Source organism: Chromobacterium haemolyticum DSM 19808 (assembly GCF_000711885.1).
Taxonomy (GTDB): domain Bacteria; phylum Pseudomonadota; class Gammaproteobacteria; order Burkholderiales; family Chromobacteriaceae; genus Chromobacterium; species Chromobacterium haemolyticum.
Genome location: NZ_JONK01000035.1, coordinates 25,921 through 46,598, shown reverse-complemented (window position 1 = coordinate 46,598; position 20,678 = coordinate 25,921). Strand labels below are relative to the sequence as shown.

Here is a 20,678-nt window from a genome sequence, read left to right as displayed (position 1 = left end):
GTGTCGCGCACCGTGGGCTGGTTCACCAGCCTGTATCCGCTGCGGCTGCCGCTGAGCGGGGAGCTGTCAGGAGACCTGAAACGGGTGAAGGAGCGGATGCGGAGCGTGCCGGACGGCGGCCTGGCTTACCACGCGCTGCGTTACGGCGGCCGCGGGTCGGAGCTGGGCGGTCACGCGCGCACGGTGTGTTTCAACTACCTGGGCCAATGGCGGCTGGAGGAGGGCGGCGAGCCGCGCTCCACGTGGTTGGGCGAGCCGCCGGGCGGGACGCGCGGGGCGGGGATGACGCGGCGCTACGGGCTGGACGTGGTGGCGCAGGTGCACGAAGGGCGCTTGCGGGTGGACTGGCTGTATAGCGCGGCGCGACAGCGGGAAGACGCGATCAAGGCGCTGGCCGAGGGTTTCCGCGCGGAACTGGACGCGGTGCTGGCGCATTGCCAGTCGCCGGAGTCCGGAGGGCTGACGCCGTCGGACCTGCCGCTTGCTCATCTGGACCAGAACGATATCGACGAAGTGTTACAGCTACTGAACGAACAGTTATGAACCAAACATTATCGAATACCGCACAGCAAGCCCGCTCGAAAGTCGAGACCATGCTGCCGTTGACGCCGACGCAACAGGGCCTGCTGTTTCATACGCTGAAGGCGCCGGAGTCCGGAGTCTATTACGAACAGGTGGCTTGCTCCTTCCACGCCGCGCTCAACGCCGCCGATTACCGGCGCGCGCTGGAGGCGGTGGTCGCGCGGCACGGCGTGCTGCGCACCGGCTTTTTGTGGGACGGCCCGTCCAAGCCGGTGCAAGTGGTCTTCCGCGACGTCGAACTGCCGTGGGTGGAGGAGGACTGGCGGGCGTTTGACCAAGAGGAGCAGCAGCGCCGTCTCGCCGCCTATCGGGACGCGGACCGGCGTCCCGGTTTTCACCTGAGCCGCGCGCCGCTGATGCGTTGCGCCTTATTCCGCACCGGAGAGGAGCGCTACGAGTTCGTGTGGAGCTATCACCATCTGCTGCTGGATGGTTGGTCGGTGCAGATCGTGCTGGGGGAGGCGCTCGCCTTTTACGACACTTACCGGCGCAGCGCCGTTCCGGCTATGCCGCCGCCCCAGCCGTACAGCGCCTTCCTGCGCTGGTTGGACGAACAGGACGGCGCCGAGGCCGAGGCTTTCTGGCGAGCGCGGCTGGGCGATGTGTGCTCGGCCACGCCCCTGCCGTTCGCCGACGACGCGCGTCCGGACCGCGCGCCCGGCCACGGTCTGATAGAACGCGAGCTCGACGCGCGCACGAGCGAGGGTTTGCAGCGTTTGGCGCGAGAGTGCGAGCTCACGCAGAGCACGGTGATCCAGGCCGCCTGGGCCTTGTTGTTGGCGCGCGCGAGCGGCCGCGACGACGTGGTGTTCGGCACCACCGTGTCCGGCCGGCCGGCGGCGCTGCGCGGCGTCGAGCAGATGGTGGGGCTCTTTGTCAACGCGCTGCCGACGCGCGCGTCCGTCGACCTTGAACTGACGCTGGGCGACTGGCTGCGGCGGCTGCATCGCCAGCACGTCGACACCGAAGCCTATGCGTATACCCCGCTGCACGCGATTCCGGGCTGGAGCGGAGTCGCTCCCGGCGCGCCCTTGTTCGAGAGCCTGGTGGTGTTTGAGAACTACCCGGCGCGGGCGGATGCGAAACGCTATCGCGAGCAACTGGGCGTGAGCGATGTCGAGGTGGTCGAGCAGACCAATTACCCGCTGACCGTGGTGGCGATTCCCGGCGAGCGTTTGAGCCTGCGTCTGCATTTCGACCGCCAGCGGATTTCGGCGGCGTCGGCGGAGCGGGTCGTCGAGATGCTGGCGGGGGTGTTGGGCCAGTTCGAACGCGGCGGCCCGGCGCTGAGCGTCGCGCGGGTGTCGCTGTTGGGCGACGAAGCTGGCGGCGCGCTGGCCGCGCGCTGGAACGCGGCGGCCCGTCGCGCGGACGATGCGGAGCGCCAGTGCCTGCATCGCCGTTTTGAGGCGCAAGCGCGCTCGCGGCCGGACGCCGTCGCGCTGAAATGCGACGGCGAGACGCTCACTTACGCGGAACTGGATCGCCGCGCCAACCGGCTGGCCTGGCGGCTGGACGCGGCCGGGGTGCGCGGCAACGCGCCTGTCGCGCTGGCGTTTGGGCGCGGCATGGACAGCGTCGTCGCGATTCTGGCCGTGCTGAAGGCGGGCGCCTTTTACGTGCCGCTGGATCTCGACCATCCCTCGGAACGCCTCGCATGGATGCTGGACGATATCGGCGCCGGCGCGCTGATCTGCGGCGAGGAGGCGCGAGATCGCTTCGGGGACTTCGGCGGGGTTCTGATCGGGATGGGGGATGCGGCGGCGCCCGACGAGCGCGAAGACGCGCCGCCGCCGCGAGACACTTCGCCCGCGGACCTATGCTATGTGATCTACACCTCGGGTTCGACCGGGCAGCCTAAAGGCGTGTGCGTGGAGCACCGCAACGCGGACCATTTGTTCGCGGCCACGCGCCGGAGCTACGGCATTGGACCGTCGGACGTATGGACCTTGTTCCATTCCTATGCCTTCGATTTCTCGGTATGGGAAATCTGGGGCGCCTTGCTGCATGGCGGACGGCTGGAAATCGTGCCTTACCGCTGCTCGCGCACGCCGGACGAATTTCTCGCGCTGCTGGAACGCGAGGGCGTCACGATGCTGAGCCAGACCCCCAGCGCTTTCAAGCAACTGCTGCGCGCGCTGGACGACGCGCGGCGGCCTTTGCCGGCCGGCTTGCGCTATGTGTTCTTTGGCGGCGAGGCGACGATTCCCAGCCAGTTCGCCGCCTGCCTGAACGATGCGGGCGGGGTGGCGCTGGTCAATCTCTACGGCATCACCGAGACCACGGTGCATGTCACCGAGCGCGTATTGGGCCCGGGCGACGCGCAGTCGTCGCGCAGCCCTGTGGGCCGGCCCTTGCCGGGCTACCGCGTCTACCTGCTTGACGCCGCCGGGCATCCGGTGCCGCCGGGCGTGCCGGGCGAAATTCACGTGGGCGGGGAGGGCGTGGCGCGCGGTTACCACAATCGCCCCGAGCTCGACCGCGAGCGTTTCATCGCGGACCCGTTCCTGCCCGGCGAGCGGCTTTATCGCAGCGGAGACCTAGGGCGCTTCGACGCGCGCGGCGAGCTGGACTATCTGGGCCGCATCGACGACCAGGTCAAGATCCGCGGTTTCCGCATCGAGCTGGGCGAAGTGGAGGCGACGCTGGCCGGGCATCCGGATGTCGCCGCGGCGGCGGTCATGGTCGACGACGCGACCATAGACGGCCACGCCCAATTGGCGGGTTTTGTGGTGGCGCGCGGTTCGGCGCGCGTGTCCGGTTCCGCGCTGCGGGACTGGCTTGCCCAGCGCCTGCCGCCGCACGCGGTGCCGGCGCGTGTGGTCGAGATGGACGCGATTCCGCTGACGAGCAACGGCAAGCTGGATCGCCGCAGGCTGGCCGGCGCGCTGGCGGCGGACGCCGACGCGGCGCGTCCGCGCATAGCGCCGCGCAACGCGGTGGAGCAGGCGCTGGTCGGTGTGTTCGAGTCCGTGCTCAAACGCTCGCCTATCGGCGTTACCGACAACTTTTTCGAGCTGGGCGGCGACTCCATCCTGAGCATTCAGATCCTGTCCGCCGCGCACAAGGTCAACATCGATTTTTCGCTGGACGATTTGATGCGCTCGCTGACCATAGAGCGGCTCGCGCCGCGCGTCCGGCAGGCGGACTCGGCGCCGCCGGCCGCGAGCGCACCGCCGCTAGATGCCGTCCACGAGGACGCCTATCCGCTCAGCGCAATGCAGATGGCGATGCTCGCCAACGAGATGCGGCACGGCCAGGACTCGGCTTACCACAACGTCAACGGCCAGCGTCTGGCTCTGCCATTCGACGCTGCCGCGCTAGAGGCGGCGCTCCGCGGCGCCTTTGAACGCCATCCGGCGCTGCGCACCGCTTTCGACCTCGCGGCCGACGAGGAGCCGCTGCAGTACGTGCATCGTCAAGTGCCTTTGCCGCTGACGGTCTGCGATTGGCGAGGCCTGGACCCGGAGCGGCAGGACGCGCGGATTCGAGATTGGCGCGAAGCCGAGCGGGGCCGGCGCTTCGACGTCGAGCGTCCGCCGCTGATCCGCTTCGCCGTGTACCGCTTGAGCGAAGAGGCGATGCACATCGGCGTGACCAAGCACCACGCGATTCTGGACGGCTGGAGTTTCAACCTGCTGCTCTCCGAGCTGATCTCCGACTATTCGGCGCGGCTGGCCGGCCGGCCGCTGACGCTGGCTGCGCCCGCGAGCCGGTTCCGCGATTTCGTCGAGCGGGAGCGCGAGGCGGCGCGTTCGGAATCGCTGCGCGATTGGTGGCGCGCGCGTCTGCAATCCTTGCCGGTCACACGGCTGGCGCGGGAGCCGGGCGGCGACGCGGAGCCGGTCGAAGTGCCCATTTCGGCGGCCCAGTCGGCTGGCCTGGAAGCGCTTGCCGCGAGCGCGGGCGCATCAGTGAAAAGCGTGCTGCTGACAGCCCATCTGCTCGCCTTGTCGCGCATCGCAGGCGCATCCTCGGTGACCAGCGGCGTGGTGTTCAACGGCCGCAGCGAGGGTGTTGACGGCGATCGGGTGCTGGGCCTGTTCCTGAACAGTCTGCCGCTGGGTTTCGACTTTCCGGCCGGCGCCTTCGACGCCGTCGCGTTGGTGCGCGCGGTGCAGTCGGCCGAGCTGGAAGTCTTCAGTCGCCGGCGCTATCCCTTGATCGAATTGCATCGACAGGCCGGCACGGTGTTCGACGCGCTGTTCAACTTCACGCATTTCCGCGCTCTGGAGGAAGCGGTGCGCGACATCGAGGTTTCCGACGGCTATGCGAGCGATATGACTAATGTGCCGCTGGTGGTGCAGAGCAGCTTCGACGGCCGGCAGCGCGCACTGCGGATCACGCTGGTCCCGTCGCGCGGGTATTTCTCTACGGCGACCGTCAACCGCTTCGCGGCTCTCTACGCGGACGCCTTGCGAACGCTGCTAGGCGAGCCCGCGGCAGAGGGCGCAGGCGCCGTCGGCGCGATAAGGGCGGACGGCGGAGAGCGCCGGAGCGGGGCCTCTACCGCCGCGACGCCGGCCGCCGCCGGGAGGGCCGCGGCGGCGCGGCCTAGCGGCGCGGCCCTGCGACGCGAGCTGAGGGCGCTATGGGCAGCCGTGCTCAAGCGCGAACCGCCGTCCGACGACAGCGATTTTGTGGCGTTGGGCGGAGACTCGCTGCTGATGTTGCGGATCTGCTCCCGCGCCGGCCGGGCGTTTGGGCTGAACTCAGCGGTGGTGGCTCGCTTGCTGACGGCACAGACGGTGGCCGAGCAAGCCCGCGTCATTGAGACAGACGGCGCGGGCGAAGACGGCGCCCGGGTCGGCTCGCTCGTCGCCTTGTCCTCGCAGGGCGACGCGCCGCCGCTGTTCTTCGCGCCTGGCGCGGGCGGCCATGTGCCGTATCTGCGCGCGCTCGCGGCCGAGTTGCCGAATGCCTTCTCGGTGTGGGGCATGACGCTGCCCGGCGACGCCGGCAGCGTGGAAGCGATGGCGACGGCGCTGATCGCGGACATCCGGCGGGTGCAGCCTTACGGCCCGTATCGTCTCGGCGGTCATTCCTTTGGAGGTTGGGTCGCTTTTGAGGTTGCCCGGCAATTGGCCGGACAGGGCGAGGCGGTGGACTGGGTCGCGGTGGTGGACAGTTTGCCGCCGGGGCCGGCGGCGCAGTCGCGGAAACAGGATTGGCAAGGCGGCCGTTGGGTCGCGGAGATCGGCAACAGCTTCGCGCGCCTGGCCGACGCCGAACTGGTGTTCGACGAAGGCGAATTCGACGCGCTGGACGATGCGCGGAGAGTCGAACATTTGCGCGAGCGCTTGGTCGAGGCGGGCGCGGTGCCGGAGGCGCTCGGCCTGCCCGAATTCGCGGCGCGCGTGCGCGCCTTCATTGTGCATTCGCTGACCGATTACACACCGGCGACGCCTTATGCGGGAGCCTTGCACGTGATCGTGGCCGCCGACGGGGATGGTGAAGCGCTCATCAACGGCTGGCGTCAGGCGGCTTCGGGCGCGGCGACGGTGGTTCGCCTGGCCGGCGACCATATCGGCATCATGCGCCGCCCGTTCGTCAACGGGCTAGCCGCCGCTTTGCGCGCCGCGGAAGCCGCCGCGCGCCGATCCGTTTCCGTGAAGCAAACCGAGGAAGAACAATGAATACACGAGTGAAGGCATTCGCCGCCGTTGAAGCGGCGCTGGCGGAACCGGAGGCGGCGCTCGCCAACGGCGATTTCGAAACCCTTGAACGGCTGATGAGCGGCATCCGCGAGAGCAACCGGATGAAAGGCGTCTGGCTGCCGCAGGTGCCGCGCGCGGACGGCGGCCTGGGCTTGAGCCTGCTTGAGCTGGTGGAAGTAGGCGAACTGCTGGGCGCCTCGCCGCTGGGCCATTACGCGGTCAACTACCAGGCGCCCGACGCCGGCAATATCGACGTGCTGCTGGAGTACGCGACTCCCGCGCAGCGCCGGCGCTGGCTGGAGCCGCTGCTGCGCGGCGAGCTGCGCAGCTGCTTCGCGGCGACGGAGCCCGAGTCCGCCGGATCCAACCCCTCCTCGCTGAAAACGACGGCGGTGTACAAGGACGGCGGCTGGCACTTGAGCGGCCGCAAATGGTTCGCGTCCGGCGCCGACGGCGCGGGCTTCGCCATCGTGCTGGCCGTCACCGACGAGGCCGCGCCGCTGCACGCGCGCACCAGCACCTTCATTGTGCCGACCGACGCGCCGGGCTTCCACCATGTCCGCAATCTGCGCGTGATGGGCGACGAAGGCTGCGGCTGGGCCAGCCACGGCGAACTGGAGCTGGACGATTGCCGGGTGGGTGAGGATGCGATGCTGGGCAAGCCGGGAGAGGGCTTCGTCGTGTTGCAGGCCCGGCTCGCCACCGGGCGGCTGCATCATTGCGCGCGCTGGATTGGCGTGTGCGAGCGCGCGTTCGCCATCATGTGCAGGCGCGCATGCCGTCGGGAGCTGGCGGCGGGAGAGCTGTTGTCCTCGCGCCAGACCGTGCAGAACTGGATCGCCGAGAGCCGCGCGTCGATAGACGCCGCGCGGCTGCTGGTGACTCAGGCGGCCACGCGGTTGCAAAACCGTCATGAGCGCGCGCAGATCGACATCTCGATCGCGAAATTTTTCGTGGCCGGCGCAACGCAGACCGTGCTCGATCACGCGCTGCAGGTGCAAGGCGCGCTGGGCGTCAGCGGCGACACGATTCTCAACGTGTTGTGGCGGCATGAACGAGCGGGGCGGATTTACGACGGCCCGGACGAAGTCCACAAAGCGCTGGTGGCGCGCCATGCGCTGGCCGGCTTCCGCCGGGAGCTGACATGAGCGCGCGAATAGCGGAGCGGGCGATGGCGGCATTGGGCCGCTCCGGCATGGGCGCGCGCGCGACGCACGTCGGCGGCGGCCGGGCCAGCGAAGTGTTTTTGGTGCAGGGGGGCGACAGCGAGCTCATCGCCTACTGGCTGCCGGAGGGCGGCGCGCGGGAAGCGCGGCGTCGTTTCGCGCTCCTTGAGCGGATGGCTGGCCAGTTCCGGCTCGCGCCCAGGCCGCTGGCGGTTGATGAGGACGGCGACGCCGCCTTGTTGCTGGTCGAAAAACTGGAGGGCGTCGCGCCGGCGGCTTGCGGGCCGCTCGCTCCCGACACGGTGCGCCGGCTCGCGGAAAACTTCATCGGGACGCTGGCGAGCCTGCATGCGCTGGAGGTCGCGCCCGCCGATCGGCCCCCCGACTATCTGCGTCGCATTCTGAGCGAGTGGCGGCGGCGCTGGAACGCGGAGGAGGCGGGCGGGGCGATAGACGCCGACTTCAGCGCCGTGGCCGACTGGCTGACCGAGAGTATGCCCGAGACCGCGCCCGCGGCCTGGCTGCACAACGACTACAAGCTGGACAACATCCTCGTCGATCCGGGCGACCCCGCGCGGGTGGTGGGCGTCGTCGACTGGGAGCTGGCCGCAGTCGGCCATCCGCTGGCCGACCTTGGCGCCGCGCTCGCTTACTGGATAGAGAGCCGGGACTCGTCGCTGTTGCGGCTGGACGCGCCCGGGCCGAGCTGCGCGCCGGGCGCGCCGACGCGCGAGGCGCTGGTCGATTTGTACGCGGCGGCGGCCGGACGCGAGGTGACGGCTCCCGCCTATTGGTATGCCTACGGCCTGCTGCGCTTGGCGGTAATCACGCAGCAACTGGCGCTGCGGCGCCGGGACGAAGGCCAGCGGGTGCCGCGCGCCAAGCTGATCGTGCGCTGGCTGCTGGACCGCGCGGCGGAAGCATGCGGCGGCGGCCGCCTATGAAGGCCGCCCGCGCGCCATCCCATTCATTTCCAATCAAGGACACTCGACCCATGAATTCCGAAACCTCCCCAATGTTGTTCGACGTCGTCGTGATCGGCGGCAGTCACGCCGGACAATCCGCCGCGCTGCAGATCGCGCGCGCGCGCCGCCGCGTGCTGGTGATTGATGCCGGCGCGCGCCGCAACCGCTTCGCCTCTCAATCTCACGGCGTGATCGGCCAGGACGGACGTTCGCCGGACGCGATCGCCGCGGACGGCAAGGCGCAACTACTTGCTTACCCTAACGCGCAATGGCGGGAGGACAGCGTGGTCCGGGCGGAGCGGAGCGACGCCGGCTATACGCTCATCTGCGCATCCGGGCAACACTACAGAGCGCGCCAGCTGGTGCTCGCCTTCGGCGTGGTGGACGAGCTGCCGGAACTGGAGGGCCTGGAGGAACGCTGGGGGAAAAGCGTGTTCCACTGCCCCTACTGCCATGGCTACGAACTGGATGGGGGCCGCATCGGCGTGCTCGGCGGCGGGCCCTTGTCCTATTTGTCGGCGATGTTGATGCCGGAGTGGGGGCAGACCGTTTTTCTGACCGACGCTAGCTTCGAGCCGGACGAGGAGCAGCGCGAGGCGCTGGCGCGGCGGGGCGTTGAGATCGTGCGCGACCGGATCGCGCGCATTGTCGACCGCGCCACCGTCGAACTTGCCGATGGGCGCCGGATCGCGTTCGACGGGCTGTTCACGATGAACCGCATGCGCCTGTCCAGCCCCGTCGCGGAACAACTGGGCTGCGCGATAGAGGAGGGGCCGCTGGGGCCGTATGTGCGGACCGACGACGCAATGGAGACTTCCACGCCGGGCGTGTTCGCTTGCGGCGACATCACGCATCGGGGCGGCACCGTGGCGCTGGCCATCGGCAACGGCGCGCTGGCGGGCATCGCCGCGCATCGCAAGTTGGTGTTCGGGTGAGGCGCGCGCGGGGCGTGGCGGCGCGTTTCTCTTTCTAGCTACCGGAAATAGATCAATGAGTTGGCAAAACCTATGTTTTTCGTGGCTGTTGCGCAGAACGGCCAAATCTCTGACCCGCAAACCCGGCCTGACCGCTCAGGAAATGCGCGAGCGCAGCGCGAAATGGGCTCGCGGCGAAGCAAAGCCGCCGCGCGGATGGCGGGTGCGCAAGCTGGACGCGCAGGCGTTGCGAGGCGAGTGGATAGAGCCGGAGGCCGCCGAGCGGCGCGAGGCGACCGGGCGGGTCATTCTGTATCTGCACGGCGGCGGCTATTGCTTCTGCTCCCCGGTCACGCACCGGGGCGTGGCCGCCGCGCTGGCGCGGGAAGCGGACGCACGGGCGTTTTCGCTGGATTACCGGCTTGCGCCGGAACATCCGTTCCCCGCCGCCGTCGACGACGCGCTGGCGGCGTATCAGGCGCTGCTGGACGAGGGCGTGGCGGCGGACCGGATCGTGATCGCCGGCGATTCGTCGGGGGGCGGGCTGGCGCTCGCCTTGCTGCTGTCGCTGCGCGACGCGGGCGCGCCCTTGCCGGCCGGGGCGGTGCTGTTCTCGCCGTGGACGGATTTGGCGGCGACCGGAGCGTCACTGGAAGCGAACGATGCGTCCGACGTGATGCTGAGCGCGGTTGCGGTGAGGAATTTCTCGCGTTACTACCTTGGCGACGCCGCGGCCGATCATCCCATCGCCTCGCCGCTCTACGGCGATTACGCTGGCCTGCCCGATTTGTTCATCCAGGCCAGCGACACCGAGGTGCTGCTGGACGACGCCGCGCGCGTGGCTCGCAAGGCGAGCGCGGCCGGCGTCGCGGTGGACTTCAAGGTGTGGCGGCGGCTGCCGCACGCATGGGCCACCTTGGCGCCCATGCTGCCGGAGGCGAGGGCGGCGATCAAAGAGGCCGGCGGTTTCGTTCGCAAGGTGGCGCCATGAACCGCGAATGGAAGCCGGCGCCGGGCGGCGCGTGGGTGGACGCCGCGCCGGCGGGCCGGCATGCGGCGCTGCGCCTGTTTTGCTTTCCGTATGCGGGCGGCGGCGCGGCGGTGTTCCGGGGCTGGGAGGAGCGGCTTCCGGCCGAGGTGGATGTCCGTCCGATGCATCCGCCGGGGCGGGGGCGGCGGTTTCACGATGCGCTGCGCTACCGGCTGGATCAGCTGGCCGACGAGGCGACGGACGCGATTGCGCCGTTTCTGGACCGGCCTTACGCCTTGTTCGGGCACAGCATGGGCGCGAGCCTGGCGTTTGAAGTGGCTCAACGGGCGCTGGCGCGAGGCCTGCCGTCGCCGTCGTGTTTGATCGTTTCCGGTCGCGCAGCGCCGCACTTGCCCGCGAGGGATCGGCCGATCCACGCTTTGCCGGACGAGCAGTTTCTGGACGAGGTGATGAGGATGAACGGCACGCCGGCGGAAGTGCTGGAGCACCCGGAGCTGGTTCAGATCATTCTGCCGGTGCTGCATGCCGATTTCGAGGCGATAGAGACCTACCATCCCGAGCCGCGTCCTCCGCTGAGCTGCCGCATCCTTGCCCTTGGCGGCAGCGAAGAGGTCCGGGGCGCGGAGGCGGCGGCTTCATGGCGAGGCTACACCACCGGCGGCTTCCGCAGCGAGATCCTTCCCGGCGATCACTTCTTTCTGAATGGGAGGCCGGACAGTTTGTTCGCGATACTGAACGAGGAGCTTGGCCGATTTTTGTGACCAGTGGCTGGGCGGAAAAAAACCGCTGAGGCACGGGGCGCAGCGGTTGGGGCGGTTTGGGCACCGGCTCAGGGCGTTGGCGTTGCGCCTTCCAGCATGGAAACGCCTTCCAGCCCGGAGCGGAACACCGCCTGTTGCAGGGTGTCGATCGCCTTCTTGCGGAAGAACTGCTTGCGAGTCACCAACAGCACGCGGCGCTGCGGCGCCGGCGTCTTGAACGGCACCACCGACAGCAGCGACTCATCGGTCGGGCCTATCGAGGTCGACGGCATCACCGTGACGCCCATGCCGCTGGCCACCATGTGGCGGATGGTGTTGAGCGAGCTGCCTTGCAGATTGGCCGCCAGCGTGCCGCCATGGCTTTGCCGGCTGGCGAGGTCGCTGCAGGCTTGCAGCACCTGGTCGCGGAAGCAATTGCCCTGGGTCAGCAGCAAGACGCTCTCGTCTGCCAGTTGATTGGCGGCGATGGCGCCCAGCTTTTCCCAGGGGTGGCCCTTGGGCGTGGCCACGACGAAGGGCTCGTCGTACAACGGGCTCGCCACGGTGCCGGCTTCGTCGAAGGGATCGGCGACGATGATGGCGTCCACCTCGCCCCGCTTGAGCATTTCCGAGAGCCGTGAGGTGTAGTTCTCCTCCAGGATCAAGGGCATGTCAGGCGCCAGGATGCGCAAGGCCGGGATCAGGCGCGGAAGCAGATAGGGGCTGATGGTGAAAATCACCCCCAGCTTCAGCGGGCCCACCAGCTCGTTCTGATGCTCGCCGGCCAGGCGTTTGACGGTTTCGGCTTCTTCCAGCACGCGCTGCGATTGCTCGATGATGCGCTCGCCGATCTCGGTGACGCTGACTTCCTGGCCGCCGCGCTCAAACAGCGTGACGCCCAGTTCGTCCTCCAGCTTCTTGATGGCGATGGACAACGTCGGCTGGCTGACGAAGCAGCTTTGCGCGGCGCGGCCGAAGTGGCGCTCCCGCGCCACCGCGACGATATAGCGAAGTTCGGTCAGCGTCATGGCTCAGCGCTGGTGCTCCGGCAGCACGATATTGACTTCCAGCACTTCAAAATCGTCCTGACGCTCCACCTGTACTTTGATGTCGTCCAGATTGACCGCGACGTATTTGGAGATCACTTCCATCAGCTCGCGCTGCAGCGCCGGCAGATAGTCGGGCGCGCTGCGGCCGTTGCGTTCGTGGGCCAGGATGATTTGCAGCCGTTCTCTGGCAATGGCCGCGGTTTTCTGGCGCTTGCCAAAGATCATTTCGATCAGGGACATGACTTAACCTCCAAAGAGGCGTTTCAGAATGCCCACCTTGGGGGCATCGAGGAAACGCATCGGGCGCTCTTCGCCCAGGAAACGGGCCACCACGTCGGAATAGGCGTCGGCAACGTCCGAGCCTTTCAGGTGGATGGCCGGGGTGCCGGAGTTGGAGGCTTGCAGAACGGTCTGCGACTCCGGAATCACGCCCAGCAGCGGCACGCGCAGAATCTCCTTCACATCGTCCACAGACAGCATTTCGCCCTTGTCGACGCGGCCGGCGGAGTAGCGGGTGATGAGCAGGTGTTCCTTGACCGGCTCGCGGCTTTCTTCCGCGCGCTTGGACTTGGAGGACAGAATGCCCAGGATGCGGTCGGAGTCGCGCACAGAGGAGACTTCCGGATTGGTGACGATCAGCGCTTCGTCGGCGAAGTACAGCGCCATCAGCGCGCCTTTTTCGATGCCGGCCGGAGAGTCGCAGACGATGTATTCGAAGCCGGCTTCGGCCAGGTCCTTCAATACCTTCTCCACGCCGTCCAGCGTCAGCGCGTCTTTGTCGCGGGTTTGCGAGGCGGGGATGATGTAAAGGTTGTCGCAGTTCTTGTCCTTGATCAGCGCCTGGTTCAGGCTGGCTTCGCCGTTGACGACATTGATCAGGTCATAGACCACGCGGCGTTCGCAACCCATGATCAGGTCCAGGTTGCGCAGGCCGACGTCGAAGTCGATGACGACGGTTTTGTGACCGCGCAACGCCAGGCCGGAGGAGAAGCTGGCACTGGTAGTGGTTTTACCGACGCCACCCTTGCCGGACGTCACAACGATGATTTTTGCCACAGTCGATCCCTTTGAATAATGGCTTGTTACTCGCCGAGCGCGGACATGACCAGGCGCTCGTTCTCGAGATAGATTTGAGTCGGCTTGCCCAGAATGCTGTCGGGCAAGGCTTGTTCGATAGTTCGATAGACCCCGGCGATGGACACCAGTTCGGCTTCCATGCTGCGGGCGAAAATGCGGGCGCCGGCGTTGCCGCGGGCGCCGGCGAGAGCGCGACCGCGCAAGGGCGCGTAGATATGGATGTTGCCGTCGGCGATGACTTCAGCGCCGGCGCTGACCATGGCCAGCACGATCAGGTCGCAGCCCTTGGCGTAAATCTGCTGACCGGCGCGCACGGGACGGTCCACGATCATGGCGCCGGTCGCCTGGGCGGGTTCCGGCGCGGCGGGTTTGTCGGCAGGCTCCGGCGCGTTCTGCGCCGAGCGCGGCGGCGTGGCGCTGCTGGTGTAGCCGAGGCCGAACTGGCTGGCGACGCCGGCCAGCGCGGTGCTGGGGTGGCGCAGGGCCACCGCGCGGATGCCGCGGCGGCTCAGCATGGGCAGCAGGCGGCCGTAATCCAGTTCGGCCGGGGCGGGCAAGGCTTCCACGTCGAGGACGAAGGCTTCTACCGGCGCGTCGTGGCCGGTGCCGAAGCGCGCATCCAGCGCCTGGCTCAGCTCATCCAGGTCGTCGGTGCGCAGCAAGAGCGCCAGCAGATCCAGGCTGGCGGATTTTATGTCGAATGCGTTGGCCGCAGGGCTCATTGTACTTGGCTTTATGTAGATAGATTTATTCTATGGGGCGAGTGTACTGGGTTGCTGACGGGCTTTCAATGGCGTTGCTCGGCTTGGGGCCAAAAGGTGGAAATCGGCTAGCGTAACGGGCTTGGGCGCGGGCAAGTGTTGCAATTGCGGGAAACATTGCTAGAAGCGGGAGGGAAGGGCCTTGCTGTCATGTCCCTGGAATGTTTGTGTTGTAAAAATCCATGAAAAATAGTGGTTTAGCGGCTTGTGCGTTGCAACATTTTCTTGACTCGAGAAAGACGAGTCGCCACAATGGCAATTGTTGCGATGCAACATCAAGAGCGCAGGTTAAGTTCGCTGTCGTTGCTGAGCTGTCAATTTTGGATATTTTTTAGGAGTCGTCATGTTTACCACTACTCAAGAATTCTCCGCTCTCGGCCAGTCGCAGTTCGACAAGGCCGTGCGTTTCTCCTCCATCGTGCTGGCCGGCGCTGAGCGTTTGGCCGCGCTGCAACTGGATCTGTCGCGCAAGCTGCTGGCAGACAACGCCCAGGCAATCAAGGCGCTGAGCGAAGCCAAGGATCCCAAGGCTTTCGCGGAAGTGCAGAGCAGCCTGGCACAGCCGTCCATCGACCAGGCTTTCTCCGTGGCGCGCAATGTGTACGACGCCGCGCTGGCCACTCAGAATGAACTGGCCGCTTTTGTCGAAGAGCAGATCGCCGAAGGCAACCAAACCCTGCTGAGCAATCTGGATCGTTTGTCCAAGAACGCGCCGGCGGGTTCCGATGCCGCGGTGACGGCTCTGAAAAGCCTGGTGAACACTTCCAACGCCGCTTTTGAAAGCGTGTCCAAGACCGCCAAGAAAGTCAGCGCGGAAATCGCCGAAGCCAGCGTTGAAGCCGCCACCAACTCCGCCAAGGCCGCCAGCGCCGCTGTTGCCCGCGGCAAGAAGGCGACCAGCGCCGCCTGATTCCGGCCCTTGTCGTTAAAAAAAGCCCGCATTCGTGCGGGCTTTTTTAGTTTTCGGGAGCCAGAGGCGACTGGGTCGCAAAGTCGCTCCACAGCCGCTCCCAGGCGTGTCGGCAGCCGTTTGCCTGGAGAATCAGCGAGGCAAGGCTGGCGGCGTAGTGGTTTTGCTGCCGAGGAGGCTCGGCGAAGTCCTGACGCGCCGTCGCGCTGTCCGCGGTCAGGTTTTGTTCCGTCAGATAGCGCTGAGACAGGCGCACCAGCTGTTCCCATAGCTGCCACTGTTCTCGCAGCGAGGCTTCCCAGTCCGGCACGGGCTGAGTCACCGGGCTGGGCGGTGCATGTCGTCTCAGCATGAACAGCAAGGCCTCCCAGACTTGACGGGTATAGCGCGCGCTGCCCGCCGGGCCACAACGCAGCCAGGCGGCCGGCAGCGGAGCCAGCGCGTCCAGCAAGGTCAGGGCGGCGGGCGGCGGAGCGGGTTCGGCCCCCAGCAAAAGCATGAAGCCGAAGTCGGCGCCCAGGGGCTGCCAGGCGCCATCCAGCTCCAGCAAGGAGATGCCTTGTTCGAAACAGAGCCGCAGCCGGGATGGCAAGGGAGCTTGATGCAGGGGGTCGATATTGATCCAGCAGCCGGAGGACAGGTAAAACCCTTGCCAGTCGGAAGGCAGCCAAGACGGCAGTCCGCTTGCGTCCGCGGTCGCGGACACTCCTCGGCTGGCCAGGCGTTGCTGGAGCCAGTGGAGTTGCGGTGCTGAGCCTTGGGCGATATAGGTCACTATGGTTCCGGTTGGGCTGCCCGACGCGATGACGGCGGGCGGCGGGGTGTTGGGCGAGCGACTGCGGCATCGCCGTCCTGAGCGCGCCCCGGCGCTCCTCATTGAACGATACCTGCAATGCGGCGATGGGTAAAAGAATTATTTATGGTATTTAGTAACAATCACTTGCTTTACTAACCGGATGCGGAAAAGGCGTCCAAGCTTGAGCGATTGTAGCAAATAATAATGGCATATTGCGTTGCAATATCAGCGTAGGCGAATGTGCGCGGATGGGAAGAACGGGCATGAAAAAACCGGCGACCCGCGCCGGTTGTCTTTCAGGGCAAGCGTCGCGCGCTTATTTTTCGAAGCGGGCGATGCCGTCGACCAGTTCGGCCTTGGCGTCGTCCAGCGTGCCCCAGCCTTGCACCTTGACCCACTTGCCTTTTTCCAGGTCTTTGTAGTGCTCGAAGAAGTGAACCATCTGGTTGCGCAGCAGTTCCGGCAGGTCTTCCAGCTTCTGGATGGACTTGTACATCGGGCACAGTTTTTCCACCGGTACGGCCACCAGCTTGGCGTCAACGCCGGATTCGTCTTCCATCTTGATCAGGCCCAGCGCGCGACAGCGCACCACCACGCCCGGCGGCAGCGGGAACGGCGTTACCACCAGCACGTCAACCGGGTCGCCGTCGCCGGCCAGGGTTTGCGGCACGAAACCGTAGTTGGCCGGATACATCATGGACGTGCCCATGAAGCGGTCAACCACCAGCGCGTTCCAGTCTTTGTCGAATTCGTACTTGATCGGGGCGGCGTTGGCGGAGATTTCGATGACGACGTTGAAGTCGCCCGGCATGTCTTTGCCCGGGCCGATGCTAGCGAGATCCATCAGGGAATCCTTGTTGAACGTGTTGAACACAATGTTTCGATAAACCGCGCAATTATAGCAGTAGCTGCCGCGCTGCGTATCAGGCGGGTATAATCGCCGGCGATTGTGTTAGCGCGAGAAAGAATGGATTGATGCTGGACAAATGGATCGTCGAGTTCGACAAGGGGCTGCGCACCCTGTTCGCTTCCGCGCAAAGCCTGAGGCCGCATCCGGACGCGGCGCTGGACGAGGCGGAGCTGGCGGCGGAGGAAAAGAAACACGCGCTGGGGCTGATGCGGGTGAACCATTGCGGCGAGGTGTGCGCTCAGGCTTTGTACCAGGGGCAGGCGCTGACGGCGCGCACGCCTCAGGCGCGCGAGGCCTTGCGCCAGGCGGCGCAGGAAGAGGTGGAGCATCTGGCCTGGACCGAGAGGCGCATCCGCGAATTGGGCGGCCGGCCCAGCGTGTTCAATCCGCTGTGGTATACCGGCTCGCTGGCGATAGGCGTGGCCGCCGGGGTGCTGGGCGACAAATGGAACCTGGGTTTTCTGGAGGAAACCGAGCAGCAGGTGGGCGCGCATCTGGACAGCCATCTGAGCCGTTTGCCGGCGGCGGATGTCAAGAGCCGCGCGATTGTCCAGCAGATGCGTGACGACGAGTTGAAGCATGCGGACATGGCCCATGGCCTGGGCGCCGCGCAATTGCCGGCCCCGGTGAAGGGCGTGATGAAGTTGTCCGCCAAGGTGATGACGGGCGCCAGCTACCGGCTTTGACAGAGCGGTCTTTAAAAAAGAACAGGCCTGGACTTCAGGCCTGTTCGCATTTCGGCGCGGGCCTCTTGGAACCTGATTACGATCTAGCGAGCAAGAGCGAGACAAGGCGAAAGCGGCTGAAAAAGCGAAATGTACGCGTGGTGCATGAGCATTTTGAGCTTGTTTTTAACGCCGCATCGCCGACGCGCAGCAGATCGTAAACAGGTTCTAAGCGAAACGGCTCCTAAAACAGGTTTAGTCGCGATGGCGTTTGCGCCCCGGCAAGCTGGTGACAATGCCCAAGCCGATGATGGCGACGCTGATCAGGCCTGTGAGCACTTCTCCGAGTTCGATGTGGAGCGCTGCGGCGAACATGATGGCCACCAGGGCGCCGATGGCCCAGAACGCGGACGTTTCCAGGTATTTGAATTGGCCGATGATGTTGCGCTCCACCAGCAGGATGGTCATCGAGCGGACGAACATTGCGCCGATGCCGAGCCCGGCGGCGATCAGCCAGAAATTGTTGGTGATGGCGAAGGCGGCGATCACGCCGTCCATGGAGAAGCTGGCGTCCAGCGTTTCCAAATAGACGAAACCGATCAGGCCGTTCTTGGCGGCGGCGGTTTGAATGTCCATGCCGCCGAACAGCTGCTTGAACACGTGCAGCGTCATGAATACCACGTAACCCCAGAAGCAACTGCTGAGAAACTCCATCTTTTGCCCGGCGGGAATGGCGGCGGCCACCAGCGCAATCAGCAGGATGGCGATCAGCGACTGGGCGTTTTCAACCGAGCCCAATCGGGCCAGCAGCGGCTCAATGGCCGGCAGCCAGTGTTCGTCCTTTTCCTTTTTGACGAAGTATTCCACCACCACCATCAGCAGGAAGGTGGCCCCGAAGCCCATGATCATCAGGTGCGAGTCATGCATGATCCGCTGGTAGCGCTGCGGTTCGCGGGTGGCGATGGAGAAGGCCTCAAGCAAGGGCGTGTCGCCGGCGACGGCGACGATGAGCAGCGGGAATAGTATGCGCATGCCGAACACCGCGACGGCGACGCCCACCGTCATGAAAAGCTTGCGCCACAGCGAGCTCATCGCCTGCAGCACGCTGGCGTTGACGACCGCGTTGTCGAAGGACACGCTGGTTTCCAGAATCGCCAGCGCCAGGGCGGTGACCAGAAAAGAGCCGGCCATGGCGGGGCCGCCCAGTTGGAAGCCGTACCAGCCGGCGGCGGCCAGCACGACGGCGCTGAACAGCAGCGAACCGGTAAAGTAGGAGAGCGTGGTGCGCATGAATGGATTTGCCTTATTGTGCGGAGGGCCCTAGCCCGCCCGCCGCTCGCATCGGAAGTGCGAGCGGTGAATGACGTGGAATTATAAGCGCGGCGCTTTGGCGAAGCGCCGCCCGCTGGATCAACGCGCGCGGGCCAGGCAACTCTGATAGCGGCCGTCGACGCGCTTGGCGAACCATTCTGTGGTCAGCTTGCGGGTGATCTTGGGGCTTTTCAGGTCGATTTGCGGCAGCAGCTCGCGCGCCGCGGGTTTGCCGAAGCGCTGGTCCGCCAGAGCGTAGGTTTTGCGGTAGAGCTCGCTTTGGCCGAACGCCGCGCTTTTCTCCAGTTTCAGGTCGCGCAGAATCTCGCCCTGGCCCATGCCCAATTTACCGCCCTGGCTAAGGACCGCGCTTTGGGTGGCGCTGGCGTAGGCCTTGCCGTCCTTGTAGCTGAGCAGGTCGCCGTCCAGCGTCAAATCCTTGCCGCTGAGTTTTTCCATGACGGCTTGAAAAGCCGCGTTGCGGCTGCTGTAGCGGCCGGCGTTGAAGTCGGCGAAGCGGTACAGCATCTGGCTGTATGGCGCAGGATATTGCAGCAGGATGGCCGCGCCGAAGTAGACGCCGCCGCGGCGGGTGAACACTTCCTGGCGGATGCTGCCGCTGCGCGGGTAGGGGTAGGGCCAGACTTTGACATGCCCTTCGGCGAATTCGACGCTGACTTGCATCGGTCCGCCGGTGCGTATCGGGTTCTTCATGCTCATCGGCAGCCCCAGCTTGCCGGCTTCACGGGCCATGTCTTCGAACAGATCGTTCATTTCCCGTTCAGTGCGCAGGCTGTCGATGCGCGCCTTATAGCTTTTTCCGTTGGGCGACGTCTTCATCAACCCGGCTTTGACCACCGGCAGCGGGATCAGGTAGCCGTGAGCCCGCTCGGCGATTTTGTCCCAGACGATGGCGGGCAGATTGGGCACGGTGGGGTCGGCTTGCCAACTGGACTCTTGCTCGATCACCGCCGCCAGCGCGCAGAAATTCTCCGCGGTATAGGGAATCTTCAGGTGAGTGAAGGCTGCGAGCATGTCGTTGCTCCAGCCCTGGCGGTCGCGGATTTTTGCCGGCAGCAGACGGTTGAGCAGCAGGCGGCCGGCTTGAGGGTCGTTGTAGGCGGGCCTGAGCGGCGGCGCGGTCACGGGAGGGGGCGAGGGCGGCGTTTCGACCGCCGGCGGCTGGGTTTCCGGTTCGGCGGGGACGGGGGCGACAACGGGCGCGGCGACAGGCGCGGGGGGGCTGACGTTGGCGCAGGCGCTCAGCAGCGCGGGCAATAGGGCAAACAGCAAGCGGGACGGTTTCACGGTGCGCGGGAGGATGCGGAATCAAACCGTGAAGGTTAGGCTATCTTGCTGTCATCGGCAATCGCGCTCAGAGGTTCTGGTAACGATTCACGATTTGTTTGTAGACCCCGCTTTTTTGAATCGCGCGCAGGCCCTGGTTGAATTCGTCCCTCAAAGGGGCGCTGCGGAAAGCCATCCGGTAAACGGTGGGCGGGAACAACCGGTGGATGTCCACCGGCGCGGTTTTTTCCTTGAATTGGGTGGCGAGCTTGTGGTTCATCCAAGCGAAGATGTTGCGATCGGCCACCACCACGTCCACGGAGCCGCGGAACAGCAGCCGGTTTTGATCCACCTGGTTGGCGGTTTCGGCGTAGTTGGGGTTGTTTTTGGCCATGTCCTTGAAAGCTTCGCCCAGATATTGCTTGGCCAGGGAAAAAGCCAGCACCCGGTAAGCGCCCAGTTCCTTGGTTTGGTGCAATTGGATCCGACGGCTGCTGAGGGTGATGGCCACATCCTCGTAACTGATGTAGATGTCGGAATACTCGGCTTGCAATCCGGCCTGTTCGCCGACGGTGGCCACCGCGTCGATATCCTTGTTCTTCAACGCCATCGGCAGGCGGGGCTGGGAAAAGAAGACCGGCTCAATCCGGTAGCCGCGTTCTTGCAGGGCTGCGCGCACGATCTCAAGCTCCAGCCCGTTTTGGCCGCTCTCCATCACATAAGGCTCCAGCGATTCGCCAAACGCCACCTTGACGAGCTTGTGTGCGTGAGCGTTGGCGCCGAGGGCCAGCAGCAAGCTGCCTAGTAACAGTAATCTCCCCATTGGCTTGCCTTTTCAACTTCCTCGCTTCTGGCCCGCGCAGCGGAAACCATGCTGTCCGGGCGATAGAGTTGCGC

General features: G+C 65.8%; 18 protein-coding genes. 9 read left to right on the top strand and 9 right to left on the bottom strand.

What is annotated here, in order from left to right; all coding sequences use genetic code 11:
* The 7 genes from BR71_RS17490 to BR71_RS17460 form a co-directional block, all read left to right on the top strand.
* Nucleotides 1–543: condensation domain-containing protein (locus tag BR71_RS17490; RefSeq protein ID WP_156039023.1), on the top strand; the 543-nt coding region annotated here is incomplete at its 5' end.
* Complete coding sequence (locus tag BR71_RS17485; RefSeq protein ID WP_208854897.1) at nucleotides 540–6,218, top strand: amino acid adenylation domain-containing protein; 5,679 nt, start codon at nucleotides 540–542, stop codon at nucleotides 6,216–6,218. The genes BR71_RS17490 and BR71_RS17485, both read left to right, overlap by 4 nt.
* Complete coding sequence (locus BR71_RS17480) at nucleotides 6,215–7,387, top strand: acyl-CoA dehydrogenase family protein (protein ID WP_043640535.1); 1,173 nt, start codon at nucleotides 6,215–6,217, stop codon at nucleotides 7,385–7,387. The genes BR71_RS17485 and BR71_RS17480 overlap by 4 nt, the downstream gene beginning before the upstream one ends.
* Complete coding sequence (locus BR71_RS17475; RefSeq protein ID WP_043640531.1) at nucleotides 7,384–8,349, top strand: phosphotransferase family protein; 966 nt, start codon at nucleotides 7,384–7,386, stop codon at nucleotides 8,347–8,349. Before BR71_RS17480 ends, BR71_RS17475 begins: the two co-directional genes overlap by 4 nt.
* Nucleotides 8,350–8,399: 50 nt before the next feature.
* On the top strand, nucleotides 8,400–9,305 hold the full coding sequence (locus tag BR71_RS17470; protein ID WP_081862721.1) for an NAD(P)/FAD-dependent oxidoreductase: 906 nt from the start codon (nucleotides 8,400–8,402) through the stop codon (nucleotides 9,303–9,305).
* 55 nt (nucleotides 9,306–9,360) lie between these two features.
* On the top strand, nucleotides 9,361–10,275 hold the full coding sequence (locus BR71_RS17465) for an alpha/beta hydrolase (RefSeq protein ID WP_043640524.1): 915 nt from the start codon (nucleotides 9,361–9,363) through the stop codon (nucleotides 10,273–10,275).
* Nucleotides 10,272–11,036, top strand: a complete 765-nt coding sequence (locus BR71_RS17460; RefSeq protein ID WP_043640522.1) for a thioesterase II family protein — start codon at nucleotides 10,272–10,274, stop codon at nucleotides 11,034–11,036. Before BR71_RS17465 ends, BR71_RS17460 begins: the two co-directional genes overlap by 4 nt.
* 68 nt (nucleotides 11,037–11,104) lie before the next feature.
* On the opposite strand, the gene BR71_RS17455 is transcribed toward BR71_RS17460, so the two are convergent.
* The 4 genes from BR71_RS17455 to minC are packed head-to-tail and all read right to left on the bottom strand — an operon-like array spanning nucleotide 11,105 to nucleotide 13,863.
* Nucleotides 11,105–12,043 (bottom strand): LysR substrate-binding domain-containing protein, encoded by a 939-nt coding sequence (locus BR71_RS17455; RefSeq protein WP_019104117.1) that lies wholly within the window; start codon nucleotides 12,041–12,043, stop codon nucleotides 11,105–11,107.
* Nucleotides 12,044–12,046: 3 nt separating this feature from the next.
* The gene (minE, locus tag BR71_RS17450) at nucleotides 12,047–12,304 is read right to left on the bottom strand and encodes a cell division topological specificity factor MinE (RefSeq protein ID WP_019104116.1); all 258 of its coding nucleotides are present in this window, start codon (nucleotides 12,302–12,304) and stop codon (nucleotides 12,047–12,049) included.
* A gap of 3 nt (nucleotides 12,305–12,307) precedes the next feature.
* Nucleotides 12,308–13,120, bottom strand: coding sequence for a septum site-determining protein MinD (gene minD, locus BR71_RS17445; protein ID WP_019104115.1), 813 nt, complete (start codon nucleotides 13,118–13,120; stop codon nucleotides 12,308–12,310).
* Between the two features lie 26 nt (nucleotides 13,121–13,146).
* Nucleotides 13,147–13,863, bottom strand: a complete 717-nt coding sequence (gene minC / locus BR71_RS17440) for a septum site-determining protein MinC (RefSeq protein WP_043640519.1) — start codon at nucleotides 13,861–13,863, stop codon at nucleotides 13,147–13,149.
* A 382-nt stretch (nucleotides 13,864–14,245) separates the two neighbouring features.
* Between minC and BR71_RS17435 the strand changes: the two genes are divergently transcribed.
* Nucleotides 14,246–14,812, top strand: coding sequence for a phasin family protein (locus BR71_RS17435; protein ID WP_019104113.1), 567 nt, complete (start codon nucleotides 14,246–14,248; stop codon nucleotides 14,810–14,812).
* Between the two features lie 46 nt (nucleotides 14,813–14,858).
* Here the strand turns inward: BR71_RS17435 and BR71_RS17430 are convergent, their stop codons facing one another.
* Entirely contained in the window at nucleotides 14,859–15,587 is a 729-nt protein-coding gene (locus BR71_RS17430) for a hypothetical protein (RefSeq protein ID WP_043640517.1), read from the bottom strand.
* Between the two features lie 337 nt (nucleotides 15,588–15,924).
* Nucleotides 15,925–16,452, bottom strand: coding sequence for an inorganic diphosphatase (gene ppa, locus BR71_RS17425; RefSeq protein WP_019104111.1), 528 nt, complete (start codon nucleotides 16,450–16,452; stop codon nucleotides 15,925–15,927).
* A 131-nt stretch (nucleotides 16,453–16,583) separates the two neighbouring features.
* Here ppa and coq7 point away from each other — a divergent pair, with 131 nt between their 5' ends.
* Nucleotides 16,584–17,204 carry a 2-polyprenyl-3-methyl-6-methoxy-1,4-benzoquinone monooxygenase gene (gene coq7 / locus BR71_RS17420; RefSeq protein WP_043640513.1) on the top strand — a complete coding sequence of 207 codons (621 nt, stop codon included), beginning with the start codon at nucleotides 16,584–16,586 and terminating at the stop codon, nucleotides 17,202–17,204.
* Nucleotides 17,205–17,438: 234 nt separating this feature from the next.
* Here the strand turns inward: coq7 and BR71_RS17415 are convergent, their stop codons facing one another.
* The 3 genes from BR71_RS17415 to BR71_RS17405 form a co-directional block, all read right to left on the bottom strand.
* Nucleotides 17,439–18,473, bottom strand: coding sequence for a DUF475 domain-containing protein (locus BR71_RS17415; protein ID WP_043640510.1), 1,035 nt, complete (start codon nucleotides 18,471–18,473; stop codon nucleotides 17,439–17,441).
* 120 nt (nucleotides 18,474–18,593) lie between these two features.
* Nucleotides 18,594–19,802, bottom strand: a complete 1,209-nt coding sequence (locus tag BR71_RS17410) for a DUF1615 domain-containing protein (protein ID WP_043640506.1) — start codon at nucleotides 19,800–19,802, stop codon at nucleotides 18,594–18,596.
* 67 nt (nucleotides 19,803–19,869) lie between these two features.
* Entirely contained in the window at nucleotides 19,870–20,604 is a 735-nt protein-coding gene (locus tag BR71_RS17405) for a substrate-binding periplasmic protein (RefSeq protein ID WP_081862720.1), read from the bottom strand.
* Nucleotides 20,605–20,678 lie beyond the last annotated feature (74 nt).